This window comes from Francisella orientalis FNO12 (genome assembly GCF_001042525.2).
GTDB classification, from domain to species: domain Bacteria; phylum Pseudomonadota; class Gammaproteobacteria; order Francisellales; family Francisellaceae; genus Francisella; species Francisella orientalis.
In genome coordinates this window covers 1,455,243-1,477,952 of sequence record NZ_CP011921.2, presented here as the reverse complement: position 1 = coordinate 1,477,952, position 22,710 = coordinate 1,455,243, and the positions used below count along the sequence as shown (strand labels likewise).

Sequence of the window (22,710 nt, the reverse complement as noted above, 5' to 3'; positions counted from 1 at the left end):
ATGAAATGAAAAAAGTAGAGGCAGTAGGAATAGCTATTGGTAATGCTGGCAGAGAAATTGGTTGTGGAAGAGCTCCATATGCTTTGTTGAATGAGTTAAGAGATAGACGTATAGATGCTCAAATTATCAATTATATTGGTGGAAGAGCTGAAGTACCTACTATGGGTAAGTATTTTACCAAGGTTGCTCAACGAGTATCTGAAATTCTTAAAGAGGGTAAGTTTCCTTTGGCTCTAGGAGGAGATCACTCATGTGCGATAGGTACATGGAGTGGGGTTTATGATTATCTTAAAAGTCAGAAAAAAGAGCTTGGTTTGATTTGGATTGATGCTCATATGGACAGTCATAGACCAGAAACTTCTGAGACGGGTAATATTCATGGTATGCCTGTAGCACATCTTTTAGGATATGGACATGAGGAATTAACAAAGGTACTAAATGATAATCCTAAGTTAAAGCCTAAGAATATTGTTTTCTTTGGAATTCGCTCTTATGAAAAGCCAGAAAGAGATTTTTTGGAAAAATTAGGTGTTAAAGTTTATTATCAAACAGATTTAACTGATAGAAACTTTGAAGAATTATTTTTACAAGAGTTTGAACGTCTTGAGAAGGTTACAGAGGGTAATGTAGGGATTAGTTTTGATTTGGATGGTTTAGATCCTACTAACCTTGATGCTGTAGGAACTCCAGTTGAAAATGGTATTGATCCACAAGTTTTTTACAAAACTATTGAGAAAATTAATTTTAATAGTTTAGTTTGTTTTGAAGTGGCAGAATATAATCCTCTGATTGATAAAACAGAAATCTCGCTTAAATATATGTCAAAACTAATAAGATTAGTTGAAGGCAATATAAAAAATCTAACACAAAAATAGTTTATCTGTAAAACTTTTAATAACATTATCTTACAAGTTTCTCTTTATATATCTGATGCATAGAAACAACCTGATATTAATGACTGATAGTTATAAACACTCACATCCTTATCAGTATCCTAAAGATGCCAATTATCTTCATTTTTATTTAGCAAGTCGTGGTACTGTAAATAGTGATTTAGGAACGCATACTAGATTTTTTGGCTTACAGTACTACATCAAAAAATACTTATCTCGGCCCATAACACTAGAAATGATAGATGAAGCTGAAGAAATTCTAAAAGCTCATGGTTTGGTATTTTATCGAGAAGGCTTTGAGAAAATCTTAAAAAAGTATAATGGTTATTTTCCAGTTAGGATTCGTGCGGTTAGAGAGGGGAGTCTAGTATCCTTACATAATGTGTTGATGACTATAGAAAGTACAGATTATGAGTTATTTTGGTTGCCTGGATTACTAGAAACACTACTTTTGAAAGTATGGTATCTAACTACAGTTGCAACTATCAGTTTTAATATCAAAAAACTAATCAAAAAATATCTTCTAGAAACCGCAGATAATCTCGATAAGCTAGAATTTATGCTTCATGATTTTGGTTATAGAGGTGTTTCATCAGAGGAGTCTGCAGGGATTGGCGGGGCGGTGCACCTGACTAATTTTCTAGGAATAGATACCTTAGCAGCACTACAAGTTTGTAAAGAGTATTATCATGAAAATATGGAGGGTTATTCAATTCCTGCAAGTGAGCATTCAACGATGACTAGCTGGGGTAGGGGTTCTGAGTCTGAGCGCCAAGCCTTTGAGAATATGATTGAGTAATTTGGAGATAATAGTATTTTATATGCTTGTGTTTCTGATAGTTGGGACTTCAAACAAGCAATACAAACTTGGATTGATTTAAAAGATAAAGTCAAAGCTAAAAAAGCAAACTTGGTAATTAGACCCGATTCAGGAGATGCTATAGATAATATCTTATATGCTCTTAGTGAACTAGAAAAAGCTTATGGTAGTAGTGTAAATGCTAAGGGGTATAAAATTTTAGAGAGAGTAGCCTTGATACAAGGTGATGGAGTGAGTCTTAGTTTAGCAAAGAGTATACTATCGGCGATGAAAAAATGGGTTTTCCGCTGAGAATATAGCTTTTGGTATGGGTGGAGCATTACTACAAGGAAATCATGAGTCATCTATAAATAGAGATAGTTTCAAGTTTGCTATTAAATGCTCGGCAATCAAACGAGGGGACTCTTTAATTGGAGTTAAAAAAGAGTCTGTCACAGATCCTACAAAGAAATCTAAACAAGGACGTCTAGATTTGATTAAAGATACTAAAGGTAATTATCAGACAATAGTTCTAGATGATCAGTATGCTATAGGAGAGTATCATAGCAATTCAATACTTGAAACTTATTATGAGAATGGACAAATTAAATTTGAACAATCTTTAGCAGATGTGAGAAAATATATATAACCTAGGTATACTTGTAGTATGTTTGCATTTATTGCTACATAAGTATATTAGTTGTTTAATCAATAAAAATAAGGAGTATCTACAATGTTAGAACATCATCCATTAGTTAAAGAATTTCCTGAATTAAGAGATCAAATTACGCAATATGAAAGAAAATCATCATATCAGTAATCAAATGAAGAAATATGAAGATCTAGATAAGAAAATATATAATCTTGAAAGTCCAGGTATGTTTGAAGATATGTAGTTAGAAGAGTTGAAAAAGCAAAGATTAGAAATCAAAGATATCATCTATAAAGCTCTAAAAAGTTAATCATTAAAAATTCGATATAAAAAAATTCTTAAATAAATTACCTTTTCCTATAGTTTCTTATAAAACTTTAGTTCTATTTAGTATATCTTTATAGTTATATGTTTATTACTTAGTTGATAAGTATCTATTATATATTTTATAAAGAGGGTCTAATGTTAGTAACTAAATCACCAAAAAATCGTTATAGCTTTGATAGTTTTGACAGGTGTATGCTCAGGTTTTGATATTGGAGTGATATCAGGGACATTACCTGTTATTAAAGAGGAGTTATCTCTTAATCTTACACGACTATCTGAGATAGCTGGTATTGTGTTTTTTGGAGCTTTGCTATCGAAACTAATATCAGGACCACTAATGGATATCTTTAGTAGAAAAAATATTTTGGCTTTTGGGGCATTTCTATTTATAGTATCAATGATTTTGATGATGGTATCTAATACTTATACAACTTTGATGTTATCAAGACTTCTACAGGGGGTGTCAATAGGATTCTTGTTAACAGTAATTCCTGTTTATATTTCTGAAACTAGTGTAGCTAAGTTTAGAGGTAGGGCGATGGCTATATTTCAGCTATCATTAGTTTCTGGAATTTTTTTAGCTAACTTTTTGCAAGCTTATTTGTGGCTAGCTTTGGTTGGAGACTGGTATTTGCCTGCGCTATTCCTTTTTCAATTTTACTTTTCATCATTAGCTTAATAGCACCATTTTCACCATCTTGGTTAATCTTAAGGGGCAGAAATGAACAGGCACTAACTATTAGTGAGCAATTAGCTCTCAAGGTTCAGCACTCATTAACCGAAAAAAAAATAAAACAGGCTTCGTTGAGTTTATTAAAATTGTTATCAAACAAAAGTACTATTTATCTGAAATACTGATTAGTTTAATGGCGGTTTTAAATGGTTTTGTTGGTATTAATGTCTTTATAAGTTATGGTCCTACTATGTTTGGTCAACTCAGTAGTTGTAGTAATTGTGATGCAACTTATTATGGTACAGTGATGACCTTAGTTAATCTTATAGCTACTATATTCGGCTTGTTTCTTGTTGATGTTATTGGTCGAAGAAAGCTCACTATTGGTGGGTTGTTAATTTAATTTGTGTCTATATTTACAATGATATTTTGTATAACAGCTGGTTATAATAACTTAGGTCTTTTGATGTTGATTATTGTTGTATTTGGAGGGGCTGTAGGTCCTGGTGTGTGTATATGGTTGGTATTATCAGAAGTTTTACCTGTACATATACGCGCTATAGGGATATCTGTAGCTCTTGTTTCAAAAGCATTAATAGAAAGTATGTTTATATCGAGATTCTTAGATCTTACTCATAATTATGGTTATGCTCCTGTATTATATTTTATGGGAGCTTGCATAGTTGCATTTATAATTATTGTGTATAAGTTCTTGCCAGAGATGACAAATAAAGAGCTTATTTAAGATGTGCCAATAAATCATCAAGCTTATAGCTTGCGATATCTTTTTGTTTTGCATGATGTTCTTCTAGGAGCGCAAAATCAGCATCAGCATAGGCGCATAAATCGCCTTTTTCACTGAAGATATCAACTCTAATCCATACGGTAGTACGACCTTTACGAATTACAGTAGTTTTGAAAATATGTGCTACTTTACTATAGGTTGGTTTTAAGTATTTAATATTTAAGTTACGGGTCATACAAAATGACTTACTAATACTTAAAACATGTTTGCCAAGAATATCATCACATATAAGAGCGATGATACCACCATGAATAACATTATCCCAACCAACATGATTTGGTAGACATTTGAACTTTGTATACATATGTTCACCAACATGATACAAAGGTAACTTTACACCAAGAGGATTCTTGGCTATGTCACTAAAGCAAGTAAAATCCCGTGGGAAATCAATCGGTGTATAATCATTTAAATTTATCATTTTAGTTTAGCCTATTGGGTAATTAGTTATTTTTATATTAATGTTCAGGAAAATTATTAGCTACTAACAAGCTTCAATAATACCAGCTGCACCCATACCAGTACCGATACACATTGTAATCATAGCATATTTCTTGCCAGTACGTTGTAGTCCATGTAACGCTTTCACAGTTAGTATAGTACCGGTTGCACCAAGTGGATGTCCTAAGGCAATAGCTCCACCACAAGGGTTAACTTTGGACTTATCAAGTTTTAAATCATTAATCACAGCTAGTGACTGAGCAGCAAAGGCTTCATTTAGCTCAATCCAGTCAATATTATCGATATCTAAACCTGTTTGCTTAAGCACTTTTGGTATAGCTTTGATTGGGCCAATACCCATGATACGCGGATCAACACCAGCCACAGCAAACCCTAGAAACTTACCTAAAGGTTTTAGGTTATGCTCTTTTAGGTATTTTTCACGAACTAAAATTACAGCTGCAGCACCATCTGAAACTTGTGAGCTATTACCAGCAGTTACAGATCCACCATTTGCAAAAGCAGGTTTTAGTTTAGCTAATGCCTCTAGTGAGGTATCTTTTCGAGCGCCTTCATCTTCAGTTATGGTTTGCTTGTGATTTACAATTTCGCCAGTGGCTTCATCAGGTTTGTTATGATCAACATCTATAGATAATATTTCATCTTTGAAATAACCATTTTCGATAGCATGGATAGCTTTTCGATGACTCTCAAGAGCAAAAGCATCTTGATCTTGTCGTGATACATGCCAGTCTTTAGCAACCATCTCAGCAGTGATGCCCATGCCATAAGCTATGGCAACATTTTCATCCTTAGCAAAGATTTCTTTACTAAAAGACATCTTGTTACCACCAAAAGGAATTATACTCATACTCTCAACACCCGCGCCGATAGCAACATCAATATTACCTTGAGCAATCTCATTCGCTGCAATAGCAATTGACTGTAATCCAGAGCTACAATAGCGATTGATTGTAAAAGCAGGGACACTATTAGGTAGTCCAGCCAAAAGAGATGATATTCTCGCAACATTTAAGCCTTGTTCAGCTTCAGGCATCGCACAACCGACAACTATATCCTCTATATCATTAGGGTTAATATTAGCTTCAGCGACAGTTTTTCTAAGTACATCTGCTAATAACTCATCAGGACGTTTTTTTGCAAAACCACCTTTTTTACCTTTTGTAACAGCAGAGCGTTTTGCAGCGACTATATATACGTTTTCACTCATGTCAATTACTCCTTAATTTCTTAGTGGTTTGCCAGTTTCTAGCATATATTTAATTCTAGCTTCTGTCTTCTCAGATATCGCAAGTTCCTTGAAGTTTATTAGCTCTCTTTCGAGTAGCCAATCTTCAGAAATTTCAGTATCTTTTTCTATCTGACCTCCACACATAGTATCTGCTAAATTTACCGCAATCTTATAATCATGCTCAGATATTTGGTTACCATCAAGCATATTTACTAGTAAAGCTTTAATTGTAGCGATACCAGTCTCACCAAATACTGGGACTTTTTGTTTTAGAGGTGGTTGATAGCCTGCTAAAGCCATAAGTTGAGCTTTCTTAATTGCTACAAGTAGGATTTCTTTAGTATTCATCACGATTATGTCATCATCACGTAAAAAGCCCATTTCTTTTGCTTCACAGGCACTTTTTGCAACTTGAGCAAGAGCAAGGTTTTTATAACGACGTTCAAAGTCTTTCCAGTGATCTTGAGCTTGAGATGCTCTAACAGCCATTTCTTTTGAGCCGCCCCAACCAGGGATAATTCCCACAGCAGCTTCAACAAGACCAATATAGCTTTCATACGCAGCAACAGCAGCATCACTATGCAAGATAGTTTCACAGCCACCACCAAAAGCAAAGCCTTTGACAGCTGCAACAACAGGTATTTTGCTATAGCGTAATTTTTTGCTGATAATGCTACAACCTTTACGGATTACCTCTTCGATAGCTGCTTCGCCGTTCATTGCAAATTTGATACCAAATTCCTCTAAGTTGGCACCTACCGAAAATACATCTTGTTCTTGCCAAATAACAAGACCATCAAGATTTTCTTCGACATAGTTGATAGACTCAGATATGCCATCTAAAACCTCATCACCAATAGCACACATCTTACTCTTAAATGAGAGTATTCCGATATTGCTATAGTCGTCAATTTGCCATAGTTTGACACCATCATTTTCATAAAGTGTTTGTGTCGCTAAAGTGCTAGTATGTTCAACTATATTATCAGCGAATAGTTGACGTTTATAAACATCTAGGCTATCACGAGATATTAGCTCTTTATCCTTATAGCTAAACTCTTTATTATTTTGATAAACACCAATATCAAGAGTATCAACCCAGCTAGGTAGAGTATTTGTTGATAATGCTTTACCAGCTGAAATATCATCTTTTAGCCAACTAGCTACTTTATGCCACTCAGCAAGTTGCCATATCTCAAAGATGCCTTGCTTCCAGCCAAATCCCCAACGGATTGCCAGATCCATATCTTTAGGAAAGTTTGAAATATCCCCAACAAGATTAGCAGCATACAAGAACATTTCTCTAAAAGTTGACCATAAAAATTGAGCTTGAGGATTATCGCTATTACGAAGATCCTCCAGTTTTTTGCTCCAATCTCTCCCAGCTAGTATATCTAAGATTTCTTTATCAGCCTTTTTATCAGAAGGGCGATATTCTTTAGTATCTAAATCAAGTACTTTGATACCATCAGATTCTTTGATATATAAACCTTTTTTTGTCTTTTGGCCAAGTGAGCCATTATCAATTAAATTTTGTATCCAAGTAGGAGTATTATAAAAGTTTTCCCAACCATCTTCTAAATTATCCTCCATTGTTTTTATTACATGCGATAACACATCTAAACCAACCAAATCAGCAGTTCTATAAGTTGCACTTTTTGCTCGCCCTAGTTTTTTGCCTGTAAGTTCATCAACAACTTCTAAAGGGATATTCATTTGCTCTGTATAGTAGCAAGTGATAAGCATTGAAAAGACCCCCAATCTATTAGCGATAAAGTTAGGTGTATCTTTTGCACGAATTATACTTTTACCAAGCTTTTCAACTAAAAATGTTTCAAGCTTATCCATAATTGCAGTATTAGTACTTGCATGAGGAATTAGCTCAACTAAAGGCATATATCTAGGTGGATTGAAAAAGTGTACACCATAGAAGTTAACTTTGAGATTCTCTGGTAATACCTCAGCTAGTTTTGTGATACTTAAACCAGAAGTATTTGATGCTAAAATTGCATTTTCTTTGATATGACTAGAGATTTTTGCGTAGAGATTCTCTTTGATATCTATGCGTTCAGCTACTGCTTCTATGATTAAGTCACAATCTGCTAAAAGCTCAAGATTATCATCATAATTTGCAGGAGTAATGTATTTGATAGAATCTTTTGAGCCAAAAGGCGCTGGATTAAGTTTAGTGAGCTTCGCTAGAGAATCTTCAATAATAGCATTAACACTACCTTGTTGGGATTTTAAATCGAATAATACAACTGGGAGTCTAGCATTTGCGAAATGAGCAGCAATTTGAGCTCCCATAGTTCCAGCGCCAAGTACAGCGATTTTATCAAAAGCTTTACGCTGCGATTTGCTCTCTACTGGCTCTAATTTATTTACTATAGTGCTACTTGAACTATTACTACTTTCTCCAGTTGGAAGATACTCATCACCAAAAACCTTTAGATAACCACGCATAGCATCTTCTTTTGACATGCCTTTAATTACATCCCAAGCCATCCACTTAGCGCGCTCAACCATTTTCAAAGCAGAAGGTTTTTTTGTATTATTATCACCTTCTTTTACTTGTTTATAAAAAGCATAGAACTTTAGCTTTTGGCTATTATCAGGCTTGAAATCAATAGTTGCATCACGAACAGCTATCAACATTTCTTCAAACTTTTTCTCTAACTCTGTCATATTTTCCTCCCGATGTTGGTTTATACATCGTTTTTAGATTCCGTTATTTAAACGAAATGACATTGGTGCATATTATTTTTCGCTATTTTTTTGCCATTCTGGATGAGCATTTTTAGGTCCTAAAGCATAATCGTCAAACTCATCTGTTTGAATTATATTATTAACCTTTGTGAGCATCTCATTAGCAATATCTGCCTCTTGTTGAGAGATTATTTTATTCTCTAAAGCTATTTCAATAGAGTCTTGCCAGCTTGCTTTTGGTAGCTTAGCGGTCTTGATAGCATCAATAATTTTTTTCTTAATAGGTTGTGTAGTTAGTGATGAAAAATAAGCATTCTCAACTCTACCAATTGGATCATTATCATCATTTGGTATATAACATTTATCTTTCATCCATTGTCTAGTATCGCTATTGCTCACTAATGATTTACAAATTTGTGCTTCAAGCTTGTCAGATGGTCTTCTAAATTTTTTACCATAAGGAAAAACAAAAAGCTTCATCTTAGTAGCAAATATTCTATTTGGGAAATTTCTAAATAAGTCTAACATCGCTTGTTGAGCTTGGTATAGACAGTGTTGAATACTCCAATCAACATAGATATCATCACTTTGAGGTTCGCCTGTGTCCTTATAGTATTTCAATACAGCTACAGCCATATACAGATAACTCATGATATCTCCCAAGCGAGCGGATAATCTTTCTTTACGTTTTAGACCCGCACCTAATACTGTTATTGAAATATCATTGACATAAGAATAAGCAGTACTTATATGTGAGATATAGCGATAGTAACGCTTAAATTTAGAAGGATAGCTAGGAGCAGTGAAACCACCACTTAAACCATACCAAAGTGTACGTGAGCCATTTAGAGCCATATATTTGAAATGACTTTTGAAATTAGTTATAAACCTTTCTTCATCATCACTCATTAAGCTTTCTATCTCGTTACGAATATATGGGTGACATTTCATCGCACCTTGACCAAAAATCATCAGATTTCGAGTCATAATGTTGGCACCTTCAACTGTTATGCCAATAGGTGTTGCCATATATGGAATAGCTAGATAGTTATTTGGACCCATGATGATTGCTCGACCTCCATGGATATCCATAGCGTTGTTGATCGTTGTGCGCCCCATCTCAGTTAGATGATATTTAGCAATTGCAGATGATACCGATGGTCGCAAACCACTATCAACAGCAGAAACTGTGAATTGGCGAGTAGCATTGGCAATATATGCAAGTCCTGCAGTTTCTGCCAGTTTTTCTTGGACTCCTTCAAATTGAGCAATTGGAACTTTGAACTGTTCGCGTACACTTGCATAAGCAGCGGTCATTACAGCTGACATCAGAGTATTAGCTGTACCACATGCTGGTAATGAAATAGCTCTTCCAATAGATAGGCACTCAACTAGCATACGCCAGCCCTCACCAGCCATCTTTTGTCCACCGATTATCCAGTCAATTGGCATAAAGACGTCTTTAGCTTTAATATAGCCATTCATAAAAGCTTGCCCTAGAGGAAAACCACGTCTACCAATCTCTAAACCTTTGTGATTATATGGTAGTAGGGCGCATGTTATACCTTCATTACCTGTTTCACCGAGTAAGCTATCAGGATCTTGTAGTTGAAAAGCTAAACCAACTAAAGTGGCAATAGGAGCTAATGTAATATAGCGTTTGTTGATATTTTTTAGTTTGATACCTAAAGTTTTTTTGCCATTAAATTCTTCATGGCAGACAATACCATAGTCAGGTAGTGAAGTCGCATCAGATCCTGCTGTTGGTCCTGTTAAAGCAAAACACGGTATTTCTTGACCAGAGGCTAATCTTGGTAGATAGTAATCTTTTTGTTCATCTGTACCATAGTGAACTAGAAGCTCACTAGGTCCAAGTGAATTAGGTACCATCACCGTGATTGCCGCAGTGACACTTTTGGTTGCTAGTTTCATAACCACTTCTGAGTGAGCAGCTGCTGAGAAGCCGTTACCACCATATTCTTTGCCAATAACTAAGCCTAAAAAGCCTTTTTTACGTATATATTTCCAAGCTTCAACACTTAGATCTTTGTCTTGATAATTAATTTTCCAATCATCGATTAGTTTGCATAGTTCAGTTGTTTCATTATCTAAAAATGATTTTTCTTCAGCTGTTAGCTCAAATTTTTTTAAACTATGTAGTTTATTAAAGTCAGGTTTACCTTGAAATATATCTTGTTCAAACCAATTGTCACCAGCATTTAGGGCAGTTTGTTCAGTTTGAGAAATACTAGGAGTAGCCTTTTTTGCAATATTATAAATTCTGTTGAACATCTTTAGCTCCTTAAGCAAAAAGCTGTTTAGTTATTTATTTTATATTTTTCAGCATATTCTTTTTGTAATGCATTTACATCTATTTTTCCAACAGTATTTTTTGGTAACTCATCTATGAAAATTATTTTTCTAGGTAATTTATAATGAGCTAATTTAGTTTCACAGTATTTAAAAATTTCTTTTTCAGTAAGTTTTTTGTCTTCTTTTAGTACAACAAAAGCAATAGGCATTTCCCCTGTTTCGTCAGAGTGTCCTTTTATAACTGCCGCATCTTCAATTTCTTCTTTTTCAGTTAATACTAGCTCAACTTCTTTAGGAAAAACATTGAAGCCTGAGACGATAATCATATGTTTAATACGCCCTGATATTACTAGACGACCTTGCTCGTCAAGATAGCCCATATCTCCAGTCTTAAGCCAACCATTATCAGTGAAGTGCTCTCTATTAATCTCTGGTAGACTCCAGAATCCTGGTGACTTTTGTGGACCGGTTACCCATATTTCTCCTGTTTCGCCTTGAGGAAGCTCGTTACCTTTATCATCATAAATTTTGATATCAGTATTTGGTAATGGAAATCCAACACTACCACTAAAATCTTCTTCAAGTAATGAGTTTACAGTTACAACTGGCGACATTTCTGATAGACCATAACCTTCTTTAATATTTACACCTGTGATTTTTTTCCATTCTTTAGCTACAGCTTCAGAGGTCGGCATGCCACCACTTATTGAGAGCTTAAAATTAGGGAACTTACTTTGTCTAAATTCTTTATTGTTCAGGAGCGTAATGTACAGAGTATTTACAGCAAATATAGTTGAAAAATTACTTTTTCTCATCTCAGCTACTAAGCTTTTGATATCTTTAGGATTAGGTATAAGTATTTGAAAAGCACCAAAACAATAAAATAGAAATAGATTAGCAGTTAAGCTAAATATATGATAAATCGGTAGGGCAGTTAAGACAATTTGTTCACTAAGCTCGATATCAAAGCCCTCTGTCCATGCCTTTATCTGATAGATATTTGCTACAATATTCCTATGTAGAAGTATTGTGCCTTTAGGCGTGCCTGTTGTACCGCTAGAGTATTGAAGTGCAGCTATATCATCTAGCTTTAATTCAATATTTGTATAGTTTGGAGTGTAGTCAGATTTTAGAGCATCTGTAAATGTATCAAACTTATCTTTTGAATATTTATCTTTCATACCTTTGATATATTTGACTACAAAGGAGATTATTTGTTTTTTTGGAGTAGGATATAAATCGGCAATATTTGTAACCATTTTATATTTTAGATCTTCACATTCATCGGCTATAGCTTCGACATTATGCGCAAGACCAGATAGTACAATTACTCCTTTAGCTTTTGAATCTTGTAGGATTCCTTTGACTTCTCTACTTGTATAGAGTGGGTTTATATTTACAAAAGCACAACCAAGTTTTACCAAAGCAAAAATAACAATGGGGAACTGCAATAAATTAGGTAGCATAATAGCAATATGATCACCTTTTTGTAATTTCCATTTGTTCTGTAAGAATCCTGCGAATTTGTCTGCGTAGCTGTTAATCTCATTAAAAGTTAATTTCTCGCAGTGACAGCTAAGAGCATTTTTATTGCTGAAATCTTTAGTAGCTTTTTCAAGCATATCTTTTAGAGTAATATTAGGAATGTCTATATTTAGGGGAACCTTGTCGGGATAGTTTTTTGTCCATGGCTTAGTGATCATAAAGACCTCCTGATATCTTATAATTTTGTTGTTTTTACTATTTTTATTTTATTTTTGCACTCTGATATATTTCTTATAAAACAATATAGTTTATAGTTAAATATTATATGTTATTTGAGCGTATTTATATAATAATCAGTCTTAATTGATTTTTTTTATGATTTATACACCAATGTAATTTATAATAATGACTACGTTAATTGAATAACTAATTATTATGAAAATCTATCATAATCCAAAATGTTCAAAATCACGTCAAGCAAAGCAAGTTTTGGATCAAAATAATATCAATTATGATACTCAATTTATATCTAGATAATCCTTTATCAGTAAAAGAGATCAAAGAGTTATTAACAAAATTGAAGCTTTCCATAACAGATATTATTCGTACTAAAGAAGCTACTTGGGAGGAGAATTTCAAAGATGGTGAATTCACCAGCGATGAGCTTATAGAAATAGTAGCTAGCAATCCTAAGCTACTAGAGCGACCGATTATTGAACATAATGATTTTGCTGTAGTTGCAAGGTTTGACAAGAAAATACAAGAAATATTAAATACATACTAGTTTTGTGTTAGTATTTGAAGAGTAAAATTCTATCAATAGGAGATTTTTTATGCATAAGATATTTTATACATTCACAGATGAGGCACCAGCTCTAGCTACGGGTTCATTTTTACCAATAGTTGAAAGCTTCACTAAAGTTGCAGATATCGAGCTAGAAACAAAAGATATATCACTAGCTGTGCGTATATTAGCTAATTTTAGTGACTATCTTTCAGATGAGCAAAAATGCTCTGATGATTTAGTAATCCTTGGAGAGTTAGCAAAAACTCCAGATGCTAATATCATTAAGCTTCCAAATATTAGTGCATCAATCCCTCAACTTACAGCAGCTATCAAAGAACTTCAATCAAAAGGCTATAAAATCCCTGATTATCCATTTGAGCCAAAAAATGACAAAGAGCAAGAAATTAAATCTCGTTATGCAAAAGTTTTAGGTAGTGCAGTAAACCCTATTTTAAGAGAAGGTAACTCAGACCGTAGGGTTGCAGATGCAGTTAAAAAGTACGCTGAAAAACATCCACACTCTATGGGTGCATGGACAAAAGATTCTAAATCTCATGTTGCTAGTATGGCTGATAATGATTTTTATGCTAATGAAAAGTCTTATATTGTGCCAAAAGCAACTAAGGTTAAGATAGTTCATACAAATACCAAAGGTACTCAAACAGTACTTAAAGATAATCTTGCTTTAGAAGAAAAAGAAATCATTGATGCTACTAAGATTTCAATAAAAGCACTAAGAGAGTTCTACAAAACTGAAATCGCTAAAGCTAAAAAAGAAGGCACACTACTATCACTTCATCTAAAAGCTACAATGATGAAGGTTTCTGATCCAATATTATTCGGTCATGCAGTAGAGATTTTCTTTGAAGATGTTTTCAAAAAGTATGCTAAAGAATTTAAAGAGCTTGGTGTAAATCCTCGCAATGGTTGGAGTGATGCAGTAGAAAAGATTAAGCAACTGCCTCAAGATGTTCAAGATAAAATCAATGCTGATATTGAAAAGGTATTTGCTAAGCAACCAGATATTGCGATGGTTAACTCTGACAAGGGTATTACAAACCTAAATGTCCCAAGTGATGTTATTGTAGATGCTTCTATGCCTGCAGCTATTCGTGCATCTGGTCAAATGTGGAACAAAGATGACAAGCTTCAAGATATGAAGGCTATGATTCCTGATAGATGTTATGCAGGAGTATACGCTGCTACTATCGATTTCTGTAAAGAAAATGGTGCTTTTGATGTGACTACTATGGGTGATGTTTCTAACGTTGGCCTAATGGCAAAAAAAGCAGAGGAATATGGTTCTCATGATAAAACTTTTGAGATTCAAGCAGATGGTAAAGTTGGAGTTATTGATGCAGAAGGCAATGTTATATTTGAGCATAGTGTTGACAAAGGCGATATCTGGAGAGCTTGCCAAACTAAGGATATAGCAATTAAAGACTGGGTTAAACTAGCTGTTAATAGAGCTAGAATTACTCAAACCCCTGCGATTTTCTGGTTAGATTCAAAAAGAGCGCATGATAGAAACTTAATTGCTAAAGTTAATGAGTATCTGACTTTACATGATATTACTGGTCTAGATATCCAAATTTTAGCTCCGATAGAGGCTACAAAATACTCTCTAAAGAGAATGAAAGAAGGTAAAAATACAATTTCTGTAACAGGTAATGTTTTGAGAGATTACTTGACAGATTTATTCCCTATCTTAGAGCTTGGTACTTCTGCTAAGATGCTTTCTATAGTGCCGCTTTTAGCTGGTGGTGGACTATTTGAAACTGGAGCAGGTGGTTCTGCACCTAAGCACGTTGAGCAACTTATTGAAGAAAACCACTTAAGATGGGATTCTTTGGGAGAGTTTTTGGCATTAGGCGCTTCATTAGAAGATCTAGCAATCAAAACTAGAGACCCTAAAATCAAAGTGTTAGCAGAGGCATTATCTCAAGCAAACCAAGATTTCTTAGATAATGATAAATCTCCTAAGCGTAAAGTAGGTGAGCTAGATACAAGAGGAAGTCATTTCTATTTGGCTTATTATTGGGTCAAAGCATTAGCTAAGCAAACTGGTAATGCTGAAATCAAAGCTAAATTTGAGCCAATTTATGCTGAGCTAAAAGCTAATGAAGATAAGATTGTTAAAGAACTTAACGATGCTCAAGGCAAAAAAGTAGATCTTGGCGGTTACTACTTTATGGATAGTGATAAGCTAGCAAAAGTAATGAGACCAAGCAAAACTCTAAACTCAATTTTAGCTAAGCTATAGCCCTTTATTAAGTCAATTATTTCTTATTCATGCTATAATATCTTTACTAAGAATATGCAATTTATACCATAAAATCATGAAATTTAAAACGCTATTATCATTATCAGAGCTTTTTTGGAATATTTTTAAAGATATATTAGTTTTATTGTTTTTGGCTATTTTTGTATTTGTAAGTAGAGTCGTGATGATTTTTCTGAGATTAATCAATAAGATTCTAAAAATTACTGGTATAAAAAAGCGTCTAATGCAGTAGCATGAATACAAATAAAACTTTATTTACTGATTATCTTAATCAGATACCTACCAAACTTCGAGGTAAGCTTATATCAGCCATAAATAACAATAAGTTTCCACGACAGCAATTACTAACTGATTTACAGTTTTTAGTGGAGCAAACTAGCCAAAAGGTCTTGCCTAAGATAACCTATCCGGATCTTCCTGTTGCTGAAAAAGTAGATGATATAAAAAAGCTTATACAAGATAATCAAGTTATCGTTGTAGCAGGGGAGACAGGTTCTGGTAAGTCAACACAATTGCCTAAAATATGTCTTGATTTAGGGCTGGGCAAACGCGGATTAGTAGGACATACTCAGCCGAGAAGGCTTGCGGCTAGATCTATTGCTAGTAGAGTTGCTACTGAGATCGAAGATCAATCAAAAGTATCTTTTAAAATACGCTTTTCAGATCAAACTTCTGAAAATACTTTAATCAAAGTGATGACAGATGGTGTGCTATTATCTGAAATCAAGAATGATAGGTTTTTATCACAGTATGAGGTTATCATTATTGATGAGGCTCATGAAAGAAGTTTAAATATTGACTTTCTACTTGGTTGTATAAAAAAGATATTACCATATAGACCTGATTTAAAAGTAATCATTACCTCAGCAACTATAGATCATCAGAAGTTTATAGATTATTTTAAAAATGCTAAAGATATTACAATTAGTGGTAGAACATATCCTGTTGAAATTCGTTATCAAAATGATGAGGATTTTGAAGAATTTTCATTACAAGAGAGAATATTGTATGCTCTTGATGAACTTGGCAGGGGGGATGTTTTAGTCTTTTTGCCTACAGAAAGAGATATCCATGAAACATTAGCATATTTAAATAAACAAGATCTTAAATTTACAGAGGTTTTACCTTTGTTTTCGAGATTATCAAATAAAGATCAAAACAAAATATTCAACCCGGAAGGTTCTGTACGTAGGGTTATTTTAGCAACTAATGTCGCTGAAACAGCTCTAACAGTGCCTCGTATTAAATATGTGATAGACTCAGGCTTAGCGCGAATAAGTAGATACAGCTATCGCACCAAGGTACAACGCCTACCGATAGAAAAAATATCTCAAGCAAGTGCTAATCAAAGAGCCGGTCGCTGCGGTAGATTATCAGCCGGTGTTTGTATACGTTTATATAGTGAGGAAGATTTTAATAATCGTAAAGAATATACTGATCCTGAGATTTTACGTACTAATTTAGCATCTGTTATTTTGCAGATGTTGTTTTTAAAGCTAGGAAGTATCCAAGATTTTCCATTTATAGACTCACCTGATTCAAGATTTGTTAAAGATGGCTTTAAGCTCTTGTTTGAATTACGGGCTATCTCCGAGCTTAATTATTTAAAGCCTAAAATTACTGATGATGGGATGAAAATGGCGATTATGCCATTAGATCCTAAGTTAGCAAAAATAGTTATAGAAGGCCATAGACAAAATACACTTAGAGAAATCGTTTCAATTGTTAGCTTTTTAAGTGTACATGACCCGCGTGAGAGGCCTCTGAATTTTCAGCAAAAAGCTGATGAAAAACATGTTGTTGATAAAGATAAATCTTCTGATTTTATAGCGATTTTAAATTTGGCAAATAGACTAAATTCTGATTTAAAAGGCTTATCAAATAGAGAGAAAAAAGAATATTTTAAAAAGAATTTTGTTTCACTAGTTAGATTTAATGAATGGAATGATATCTATCGACAAATTGTTGAAGTTATTCACCAGTTTAAATGGAAGTTATCGTCAAATGAAAAGCTTAACTATGAAAACCTGCACAAAGCTATAGCCAGCGGTTTTTTGAGTAACATCGGATTTAATTATGAAAATGCTGAATATCTAGGAGCTAGGGGACTTAAGTTTTTTATATTTCCTGGATCTTCTCAGTTTAAGACAAAGCCAAAGTGGTTGTTTTCATTGGAGATAATTGAAACTACCAAGACATACGCGCGGAATGTTGCAAAAATAGAACCTGAATGGTTAGAGAGCTTAGCAGAGCATCTTATCAAAAAACATTATGATGAGCCTATTTGGAGCAAAAAGCGCAGAGCTGTTGTAGTTAATGAAAGAGTAACTCTTTATGGCTTAGAGATAGTTTCAAAAAGATCTGTACAATACGCTAAGATAAATCCTCAAGAGGCTAGAGAAATATTCATTCGAGATGCTCTTGTAAACGGTGACTTTGATTCTAAAGCGTACTTTAATCAGCAAAATCTCCAGCTTATAAACCAAGTTGAAGAACTTGAAAATAAATCACGCCGAAAAGATATCTTGGTCGATGAAGAGGTAATGTTTGCTCATTATGATAGCTTTATCCCAGATGATGTTTGTAGTGGCGCAACATTTGATAAATGGTTAAAGTCAGTTACAAAAGAACAGCAAAAGAGCTTTATCTTTGATATAGAAAATCTAATGCAGCGTGATGCTAAAGAAATCACGCAACAGAAGTTTCCTGATGTCTTAACTATCGCAGATATGCACTTACCATTAGAATATCATTTTGATCCACTAGATGAGAGAGATGGTGCAACCGTTACAGTACCAATAGTTTTCATCAATGATATAAATCCGGCTGTTTTAGAGTGGGGGGTGTATGGTTTTTTGTATGATAAGATCGTCGCTTTATTACGTGCTTTGCCAAAAAATATTCGCAAAAATTGTGTGCCAGTGCCAACTTATGCTCAGGCTGTATTTGAGTCAATAGATTTTGATAAGGATAGATACTCTCCTTTGAAGTCTATTATTGCCAAACATATTACGCGAATAATTGGTTTTGTGGTTGATGAGACAGTATGGCAAAATGAGGAGCTAGAGAGGCATCTAATACTAAACATAAAAATTGTTGATGAGCATGGTAAAACACTAAAGGTTGGTAAAGATATCAATATATTAAAGCAAAAGCTCAAAAACCTTGTTGTTAAACCAAGACAAGAAATTAATGAGGTGGTTTATTATGATTGGGATTTTGCAGATATTGCTATGACTAGTCAAATCAAAGAGTACGGCATAATAGTCAAAGTCTATAACTGTCTAGAAGAGCATAAAGATGGTGTGAAGCTATCTTCTTATAAGGCAACATTTGATGAGGCTAAGCTATGTATGCGAGAGGCTCTGAAAAGGCTAATCAAATTACGCTTACAAAATCAGTTATTAAAAAATATCAAAAGTAATGATCTATCAAGCTTATCAATGTCATTGAAACTAAGTGACTCAAAAGATAGTGTGATTGATAAAGCTATAGATTTGAGTTTTTTTGATAGTATTGAATTGCCATATACTAAAGTAGATTTTGAAAACTTCTATACTTTAGGAATGCAAAAATTTGCTTCAAATAAAATCAAAGTTGAAGCATTGCTTTTAGAAATAACAAAGTTTAAGTCGCAGCTTGAAAAAAAACTTAATGTTAAAAAAATACCACTTAATTTTATCGAGCTTTTCACAGATGTTAGAAATGAGCTTATTGAGCTTTTTACAGATGATTATATATCTCAACCCGTAGAGTTTTTACAGAGGTATAAATATTATCTTCAAACCTTAGAAAATAGGCTAGAAAAGGCTAAATTAAATCTCCAAAGAGATCGAGGATATCAAATAGAAGTTAATGAGCTAAGATCTAAATTAGCTAAAAAAATAACAGCTAATCATATTGATAAAAGTGAGTTTGTTGTTGTAAAAATTTATAATTTAATACAAGAGCTATGGATATCATGGTATTTGCAAAATGTTAAGACCATCGAATCAGTATCATATAAGAAAATTTTAGCTTACATAAATGAGATATAGTTATGATACTTTGATATAATTAATAGACTATAGGTATTATTTTTGCTTTATGAAATATTTTTACGATAAGAGGGTTCTTAATTTTGCAGTGATTATAGTTCTGACTATTGTGACTGTTAACTGGACTTCTTATATTTTTAAGCAAGATGTTAATACATATCTTCTACTTACGCTTGTTTTTTTGAGATGTTTGACATCTTTTTTACTTTTGCGTGATTATATGGCTAGTTGGCGTAAGTCGACACAGAAGACTTTTTTGCGTAAGGTGTTTATCAATATTCCTGTATTTTTTATCGTGGCTTTTGCCTTTTATGGTCAGGTTAGATTTGCACTTATTTTCTCTGAGTTTCTATCTTATGTGTTTTTAATCAATTTGAGTGTATATTTTTATTGGCACCTTACAAATAGAAGTCAAATAGAGAAAACGAAAACAGCTATCATTTATGGGGCGGGTGCAGCTGGAACAAAAATAGCTCAAGAGTTATCAGCGACAGGTTATCGGATTAAATTTTTTGTAGATGATGATAAGGCGTTACAAAAGAGGAGTATTGATGGCAAGAGAGTTTTATCAAGCTCGAAATTGCGTAAAGAGCTACGTTCTTCAAGGTTTGATTTGTTAGTTGTTGCACTGCCTAAAAGCGCTAATCATATAGTTAAAAAAATTTATAAAAAACTAGAATCAAACTTTAATCAGATTAGGATTATGCCTCCTCTTGAGGATGTACTTCAAGACGAAAGTTTTATGTCGCAATTAAAGCCTGTTTCAGTATATGATCTTCTATCAAGAGATTCTAAAAGCCTTGATCAAAAATCTATCTCAAAATTTATCAAAGATAAGGTTATCCTAGTCACAGGTGCTGGTGGTAGTATAGGATCTGAGATTGTTAGACAATGTATTAAGTATGAGGCAAAACAGATAGTTCTACTTGATCATAGTGAGTTTAACTTATATAAGATTACAGAAGAATGTCATGGATATAATATCAAAAGTATCCTATGCTCAGTATGTGATCGAGAGTCATTTGCCAAAGTTTTTAGCAAATATTCGCCAAATATAGTTTTTCATGCGGCGGCATATAAACATGTCCCTTTGGTTGAGGAGAATATATCGCGAGCTATCAGAAATAATATTCTAGGCACAAAAAATGCTATAGATTTAGCTATTGACTCATGTGTTGGCTCATTTATCTTGATATCTACAGATAAAGCTGTGCGTCCAACTAATGTTATGGGAGCTACCAAAAGGGTTTGTGAGTTATACCTACAAAATGTTGAACCAAAAAATACCAAGCTTGCTGCTGTTAGGTTTGGTAATGTGCTAGGAAGTAGTGGTAGTGTTATACCAAAATTTGAAGAGCAAATTAGAAATGGTGGTCCTGTTACTGTCACTCACCCAGAGATTACAAGATATTTTATGCTTATACCGGAAGCGTGTGAGTTAGTATTACAAGCTGGAGCTATTGCCAAAAACTCCGAAGTTTTTGTGTTAGATATGGGTCAGCCTGTTAAGATATTAGATCTTGCTAAGCAGTTTATCAAACTATCAGGTAGAGATGATATCAATATCGAAATAATAGGTCTGCGTCCAGGTGAGAAACTGTATGAAGAGCTACTTATTGATGAAAACGATATTAGTACTGAATACAAAGATATTTTCATTGGTAAAAGAACATTCTATGATAACAATGTATTAGAAAGTAATCTTCAAACGTTGTTTAAAGAGCATGCAAATAAACAGTTAGTATTATTAAAAACAATTGTTCCAGAGTTTGATCATAAGTTAAATGGGTAGATAATTATGTTGTATAAGTTTCTAAAAAGATTTTTGGATATTGTTTTGTCTTTCGTGGGTTTGGTTCTTTTAAGTCCAGTATTTTTGATTGTTATATTAATGATAAAAAAAGACTCAAAAGGTCTGATATTCTTTAAGCAAAAGCGTTATGGTAAGAGTAAGAAGTTCTTTTATATATACAAATTTAGAACAATGTATATAGATACACCTAAAGATATGCCGACACACTTATTACAAGATCCGTCTAAATGTATTACAAAGGTTGGAGCTTTTTTGAGAAAGACATCTTTAGATGAGTTGCCTCAGATCATAAATATCCTAAAAGGTGAAATGAGTATCGTTGGACCAAGACCTGCATTATGGAATCAAGATGATTTGATCGCTGAGCGAGATAAGTATGGTGCCAATGATGTGCCTGTCGGATTGACTGGGTGGGCACAAATCAATGGCCGTGATGAGTTGCCGATTGCTCAAAAAGCCAAACTTGATGGTGATTATGTCAAATACAAAAGTACATGGTTTGATATTAAATGCATATTTTTGACAGTCTTTTCAGTATTTGCTAGTAAAGGCGTAGTTGAAGGTGGTACTGGTTCACTAGATAACAAAAAAAGATAATAAGAAATAATGAAAAAAGTTCTAATAACTGGTTTAAATAGCTATATTGGTAATTCTTTTGAGAAGAATTGCGGAGATGATTTTATAATCGAAAAAATATCACTAAAAGATGAATCATGGCAAACATTAGACTTTAGCAAATATGATGCTATATTGCATGTTGCTGGCATTGCACATACTTCAAAAGATCCTTCTTTAAAAGATAAATACTATGCTGTAAATACTGAATTAACTTATGAGTTAGCTAAGATAGCTAAAAACTCAGGTGTCAAACAATTTGTGTTTATGAGTAGTATAATTGTATATGGAGATAGTGCGCCTATTGGGCAGCAAAAAATCATTACAAAAGATACTCTACCACAACCGGATGATTTTTATGGAGATAGTAAGCTTCAAGCAGAGCTTAAACTAAAAACTCTAGTATCAGAAGATTTTAGTGTTGCAATAGTTAGACCACCGATGGTGTATGGTAATGGCTCAAAGGGTAACTATCCTAAGCTTGTTAAACTTGCTAAGTATACTTTTATCTTTCCTAAAGTAGCAAATCAAAGAAGTGTTGTATATATTGGTAATCTTGTTAGTCAGTTGAAAGATATTCTAAACAATAATTACGAAGGGACATTCTTGCCTCAAGATGATAAGTACTTTTGCACCTCTGAATTTATTAAAGAATATCGACACAAATTGGGTAAAAAAACATATCTAACAGTTATTTTTAACCCATTAATCAAATTACTGGTAACTAAGATAGGGTTTTTGAATAAAGTTTTTGGTAATATGATATACAAGAAATAGCGTACTTGGACTGTTTTGGTTTGTAGAAAAATGCTTTTAAAAGTAATATAA

The 22,710-nt window shown here is 33.6% G+C and carries 11 protein-coding genes and 5 pseudogenes; 11 read left to right on the top strand and 5 right to left on the bottom strand.

Going from position 1 to position 22,710, the window contains the following annotated elements:
* Window positions 1-5: 5 nt before the first annotated feature.
* From FNO12_RS07590 to FNO12_RS11045, 5 genes and pseudogenes are all read left to right on the top strand, one after another.
* Window positions 6-875: an arginase gene (locus FNO12_RS07590; protein ID WP_014714800.1), complete on the top strand. Its 870-nt coding sequence runs from the start codon at window positions 6-8 to the stop codon at window positions 873-875.
* 55 nt (window positions 876-930) lie between these two features.
* A pseudogene (locus tag FNO12_RS07585) lies at window positions 931-2,341 on the top strand (nicotinate phosphoribosyltransferase).
* An 84-nt stretch (window positions 2,342-2,425) separates the two neighbouring features.
* A pseudogene (locus FNO12_RS07580) lies at window positions 2,426-2,654 on the top strand (HP1242/YdcH family protein).
* 231 nt (window positions 2,655-2,885) lie between these two features.
* Window positions 2,886-3,529, top strand: a pseudogene (locus tag FNO12_RS11790) (MFS transporter).
* Between the two features lie 8 nt (window positions 3,530-3,537).
* A pseudogene (locus FNO12_RS11045) lies at window positions 3,538-4,089 on the top strand (MFS transporter).
* Here the strand turns inward: FNO12_RS11045 and FNO12_RS07570 are convergent.
* From FNO12_RS07570 to FNO12_RS07550, 5 genes are all read right to left on the bottom strand, one after another.
* Window positions 4,082-4,570, bottom strand: coding sequence for a PaaI family thioesterase (locus FNO12_RS07570; protein ID WP_014714801.1), 489 nt, complete (start codon window positions 4,568-4,570; stop codon window positions 4,082-4,084). The pseudogene FNO12_RS11045 and the gene FNO12_RS07570 overlap by 8 nt on opposite strands.
* A 63-nt stretch (window positions 4,571-4,633) precedes the next feature.
* Window positions 4,634-5,821, bottom strand: coding sequence for an acetyl-CoA C-acyltransferase (locus FNO12_RS07565; RefSeq protein WP_014714802.1), 1,188 nt, complete (start codon window positions 5,819-5,821; stop codon window positions 4,634-4,636).
* 12 nt (window positions 5,822-5,833) lie between these two features.
* A complete protein-coding gene (locus FNO12_RS07560) occupies window positions 5,834-8,527 on the bottom strand; it encodes an acyl-CoA-binding protein (RefSeq protein ID WP_014714803.1) in 2,694 nt (897 codons plus the stop codon).
* A 72-nt stretch (window positions 8,528-8,599) separates the two neighbouring features.
* Complete coding sequence (locus tag FNO12_RS07555) at window positions 8,600-10,840, bottom strand: acyl-CoA dehydrogenase (protein WP_014714804.1); 2,241 nt, start codon at window positions 10,838-10,840, stop codon at window positions 8,600-8,602.
* 26 nt (window positions 10,841-10,866) lie between these two features.
* Window positions 10,867-12,564 carry a long-chain-fatty-acid--CoA ligase gene (locus FNO12_RS07550; RefSeq protein ID WP_014714805.1) on the bottom strand — a complete coding sequence of 566 codons (1,698 nt, stop codon included), beginning with the start codon at window positions 12,562-12,564 and terminating at the stop codon, window positions 10,867-10,869.
* A 217-nt stretch (window positions 12,565-12,781) separates the two neighbouring features.
* Between FNO12_RS07550 and FNO12_RS07545 the strand changes: the two are divergent.
* The 6 genes and pseudogenes from FNO12_RS07545 (at window position 12,782) to FNO12_RS07520 (ending at window position 22,659) form a co-directional block, all read left to right on the top strand.
* Window positions 12,782-13,130: pseudogene (locus FNO12_RS07545) on the top strand (arsenate reductase family protein).
* A 49-nt stretch (window positions 13,131-13,179) separates the two neighbouring features.
* Window positions 13,180-15,396: an NADP-dependent isocitrate dehydrogenase gene (locus tag FNO12_RS07540; protein ID WP_014714807.1), complete on the top strand. Its 2,217-nt coding sequence runs from the start codon at window positions 13,180-13,182 to the stop codon at window positions 15,394-15,396.
* 254 nt (window positions 15,397-15,650) lie between these two features.
* Window positions 15,651-19,454, top strand: coding sequence for an ATP-dependent RNA helicase HrpA (hrpA, locus tag FNO12_RS07535; RefSeq protein ID WP_030005730.1), 3,804 nt, complete (start codon window positions 15,651-15,653; stop codon window positions 19,452-19,454).
* 49 nt (window positions 19,455-19,503) lie between these two features.
* Window positions 19,504-21,246, top strand: coding sequence for a polysaccharide biosynthesis protein (locus tag FNO12_RS07530; protein ID WP_030005729.1), 1,743 nt, complete (start codon window positions 19,504-19,506; stop codon window positions 21,244-21,246).
* Window positions 21,247-21,252: 6 nt separating this feature from the next.
* Complete coding sequence (locus tag FNO12_RS07525; RefSeq protein ID WP_014714809.1) at window positions 21,253-21,864, top strand: sugar transferase; 612 nt, start codon at window positions 21,253-21,255, stop codon at window positions 21,862-21,864.
* 9 nt (window positions 21,865-21,873) lie between these two features.
* Window positions 21,874-22,659: an NAD-dependent epimerase/dehydratase family protein gene (locus FNO12_RS07520; RefSeq protein WP_014714810.1), complete on the top strand. Its 786-nt coding sequence runs from the start codon at window positions 21,874-21,876 to the stop codon at window positions 22,657-22,659.
* Window positions 22,660-22,710: the final 51 nt, after the last annotated feature.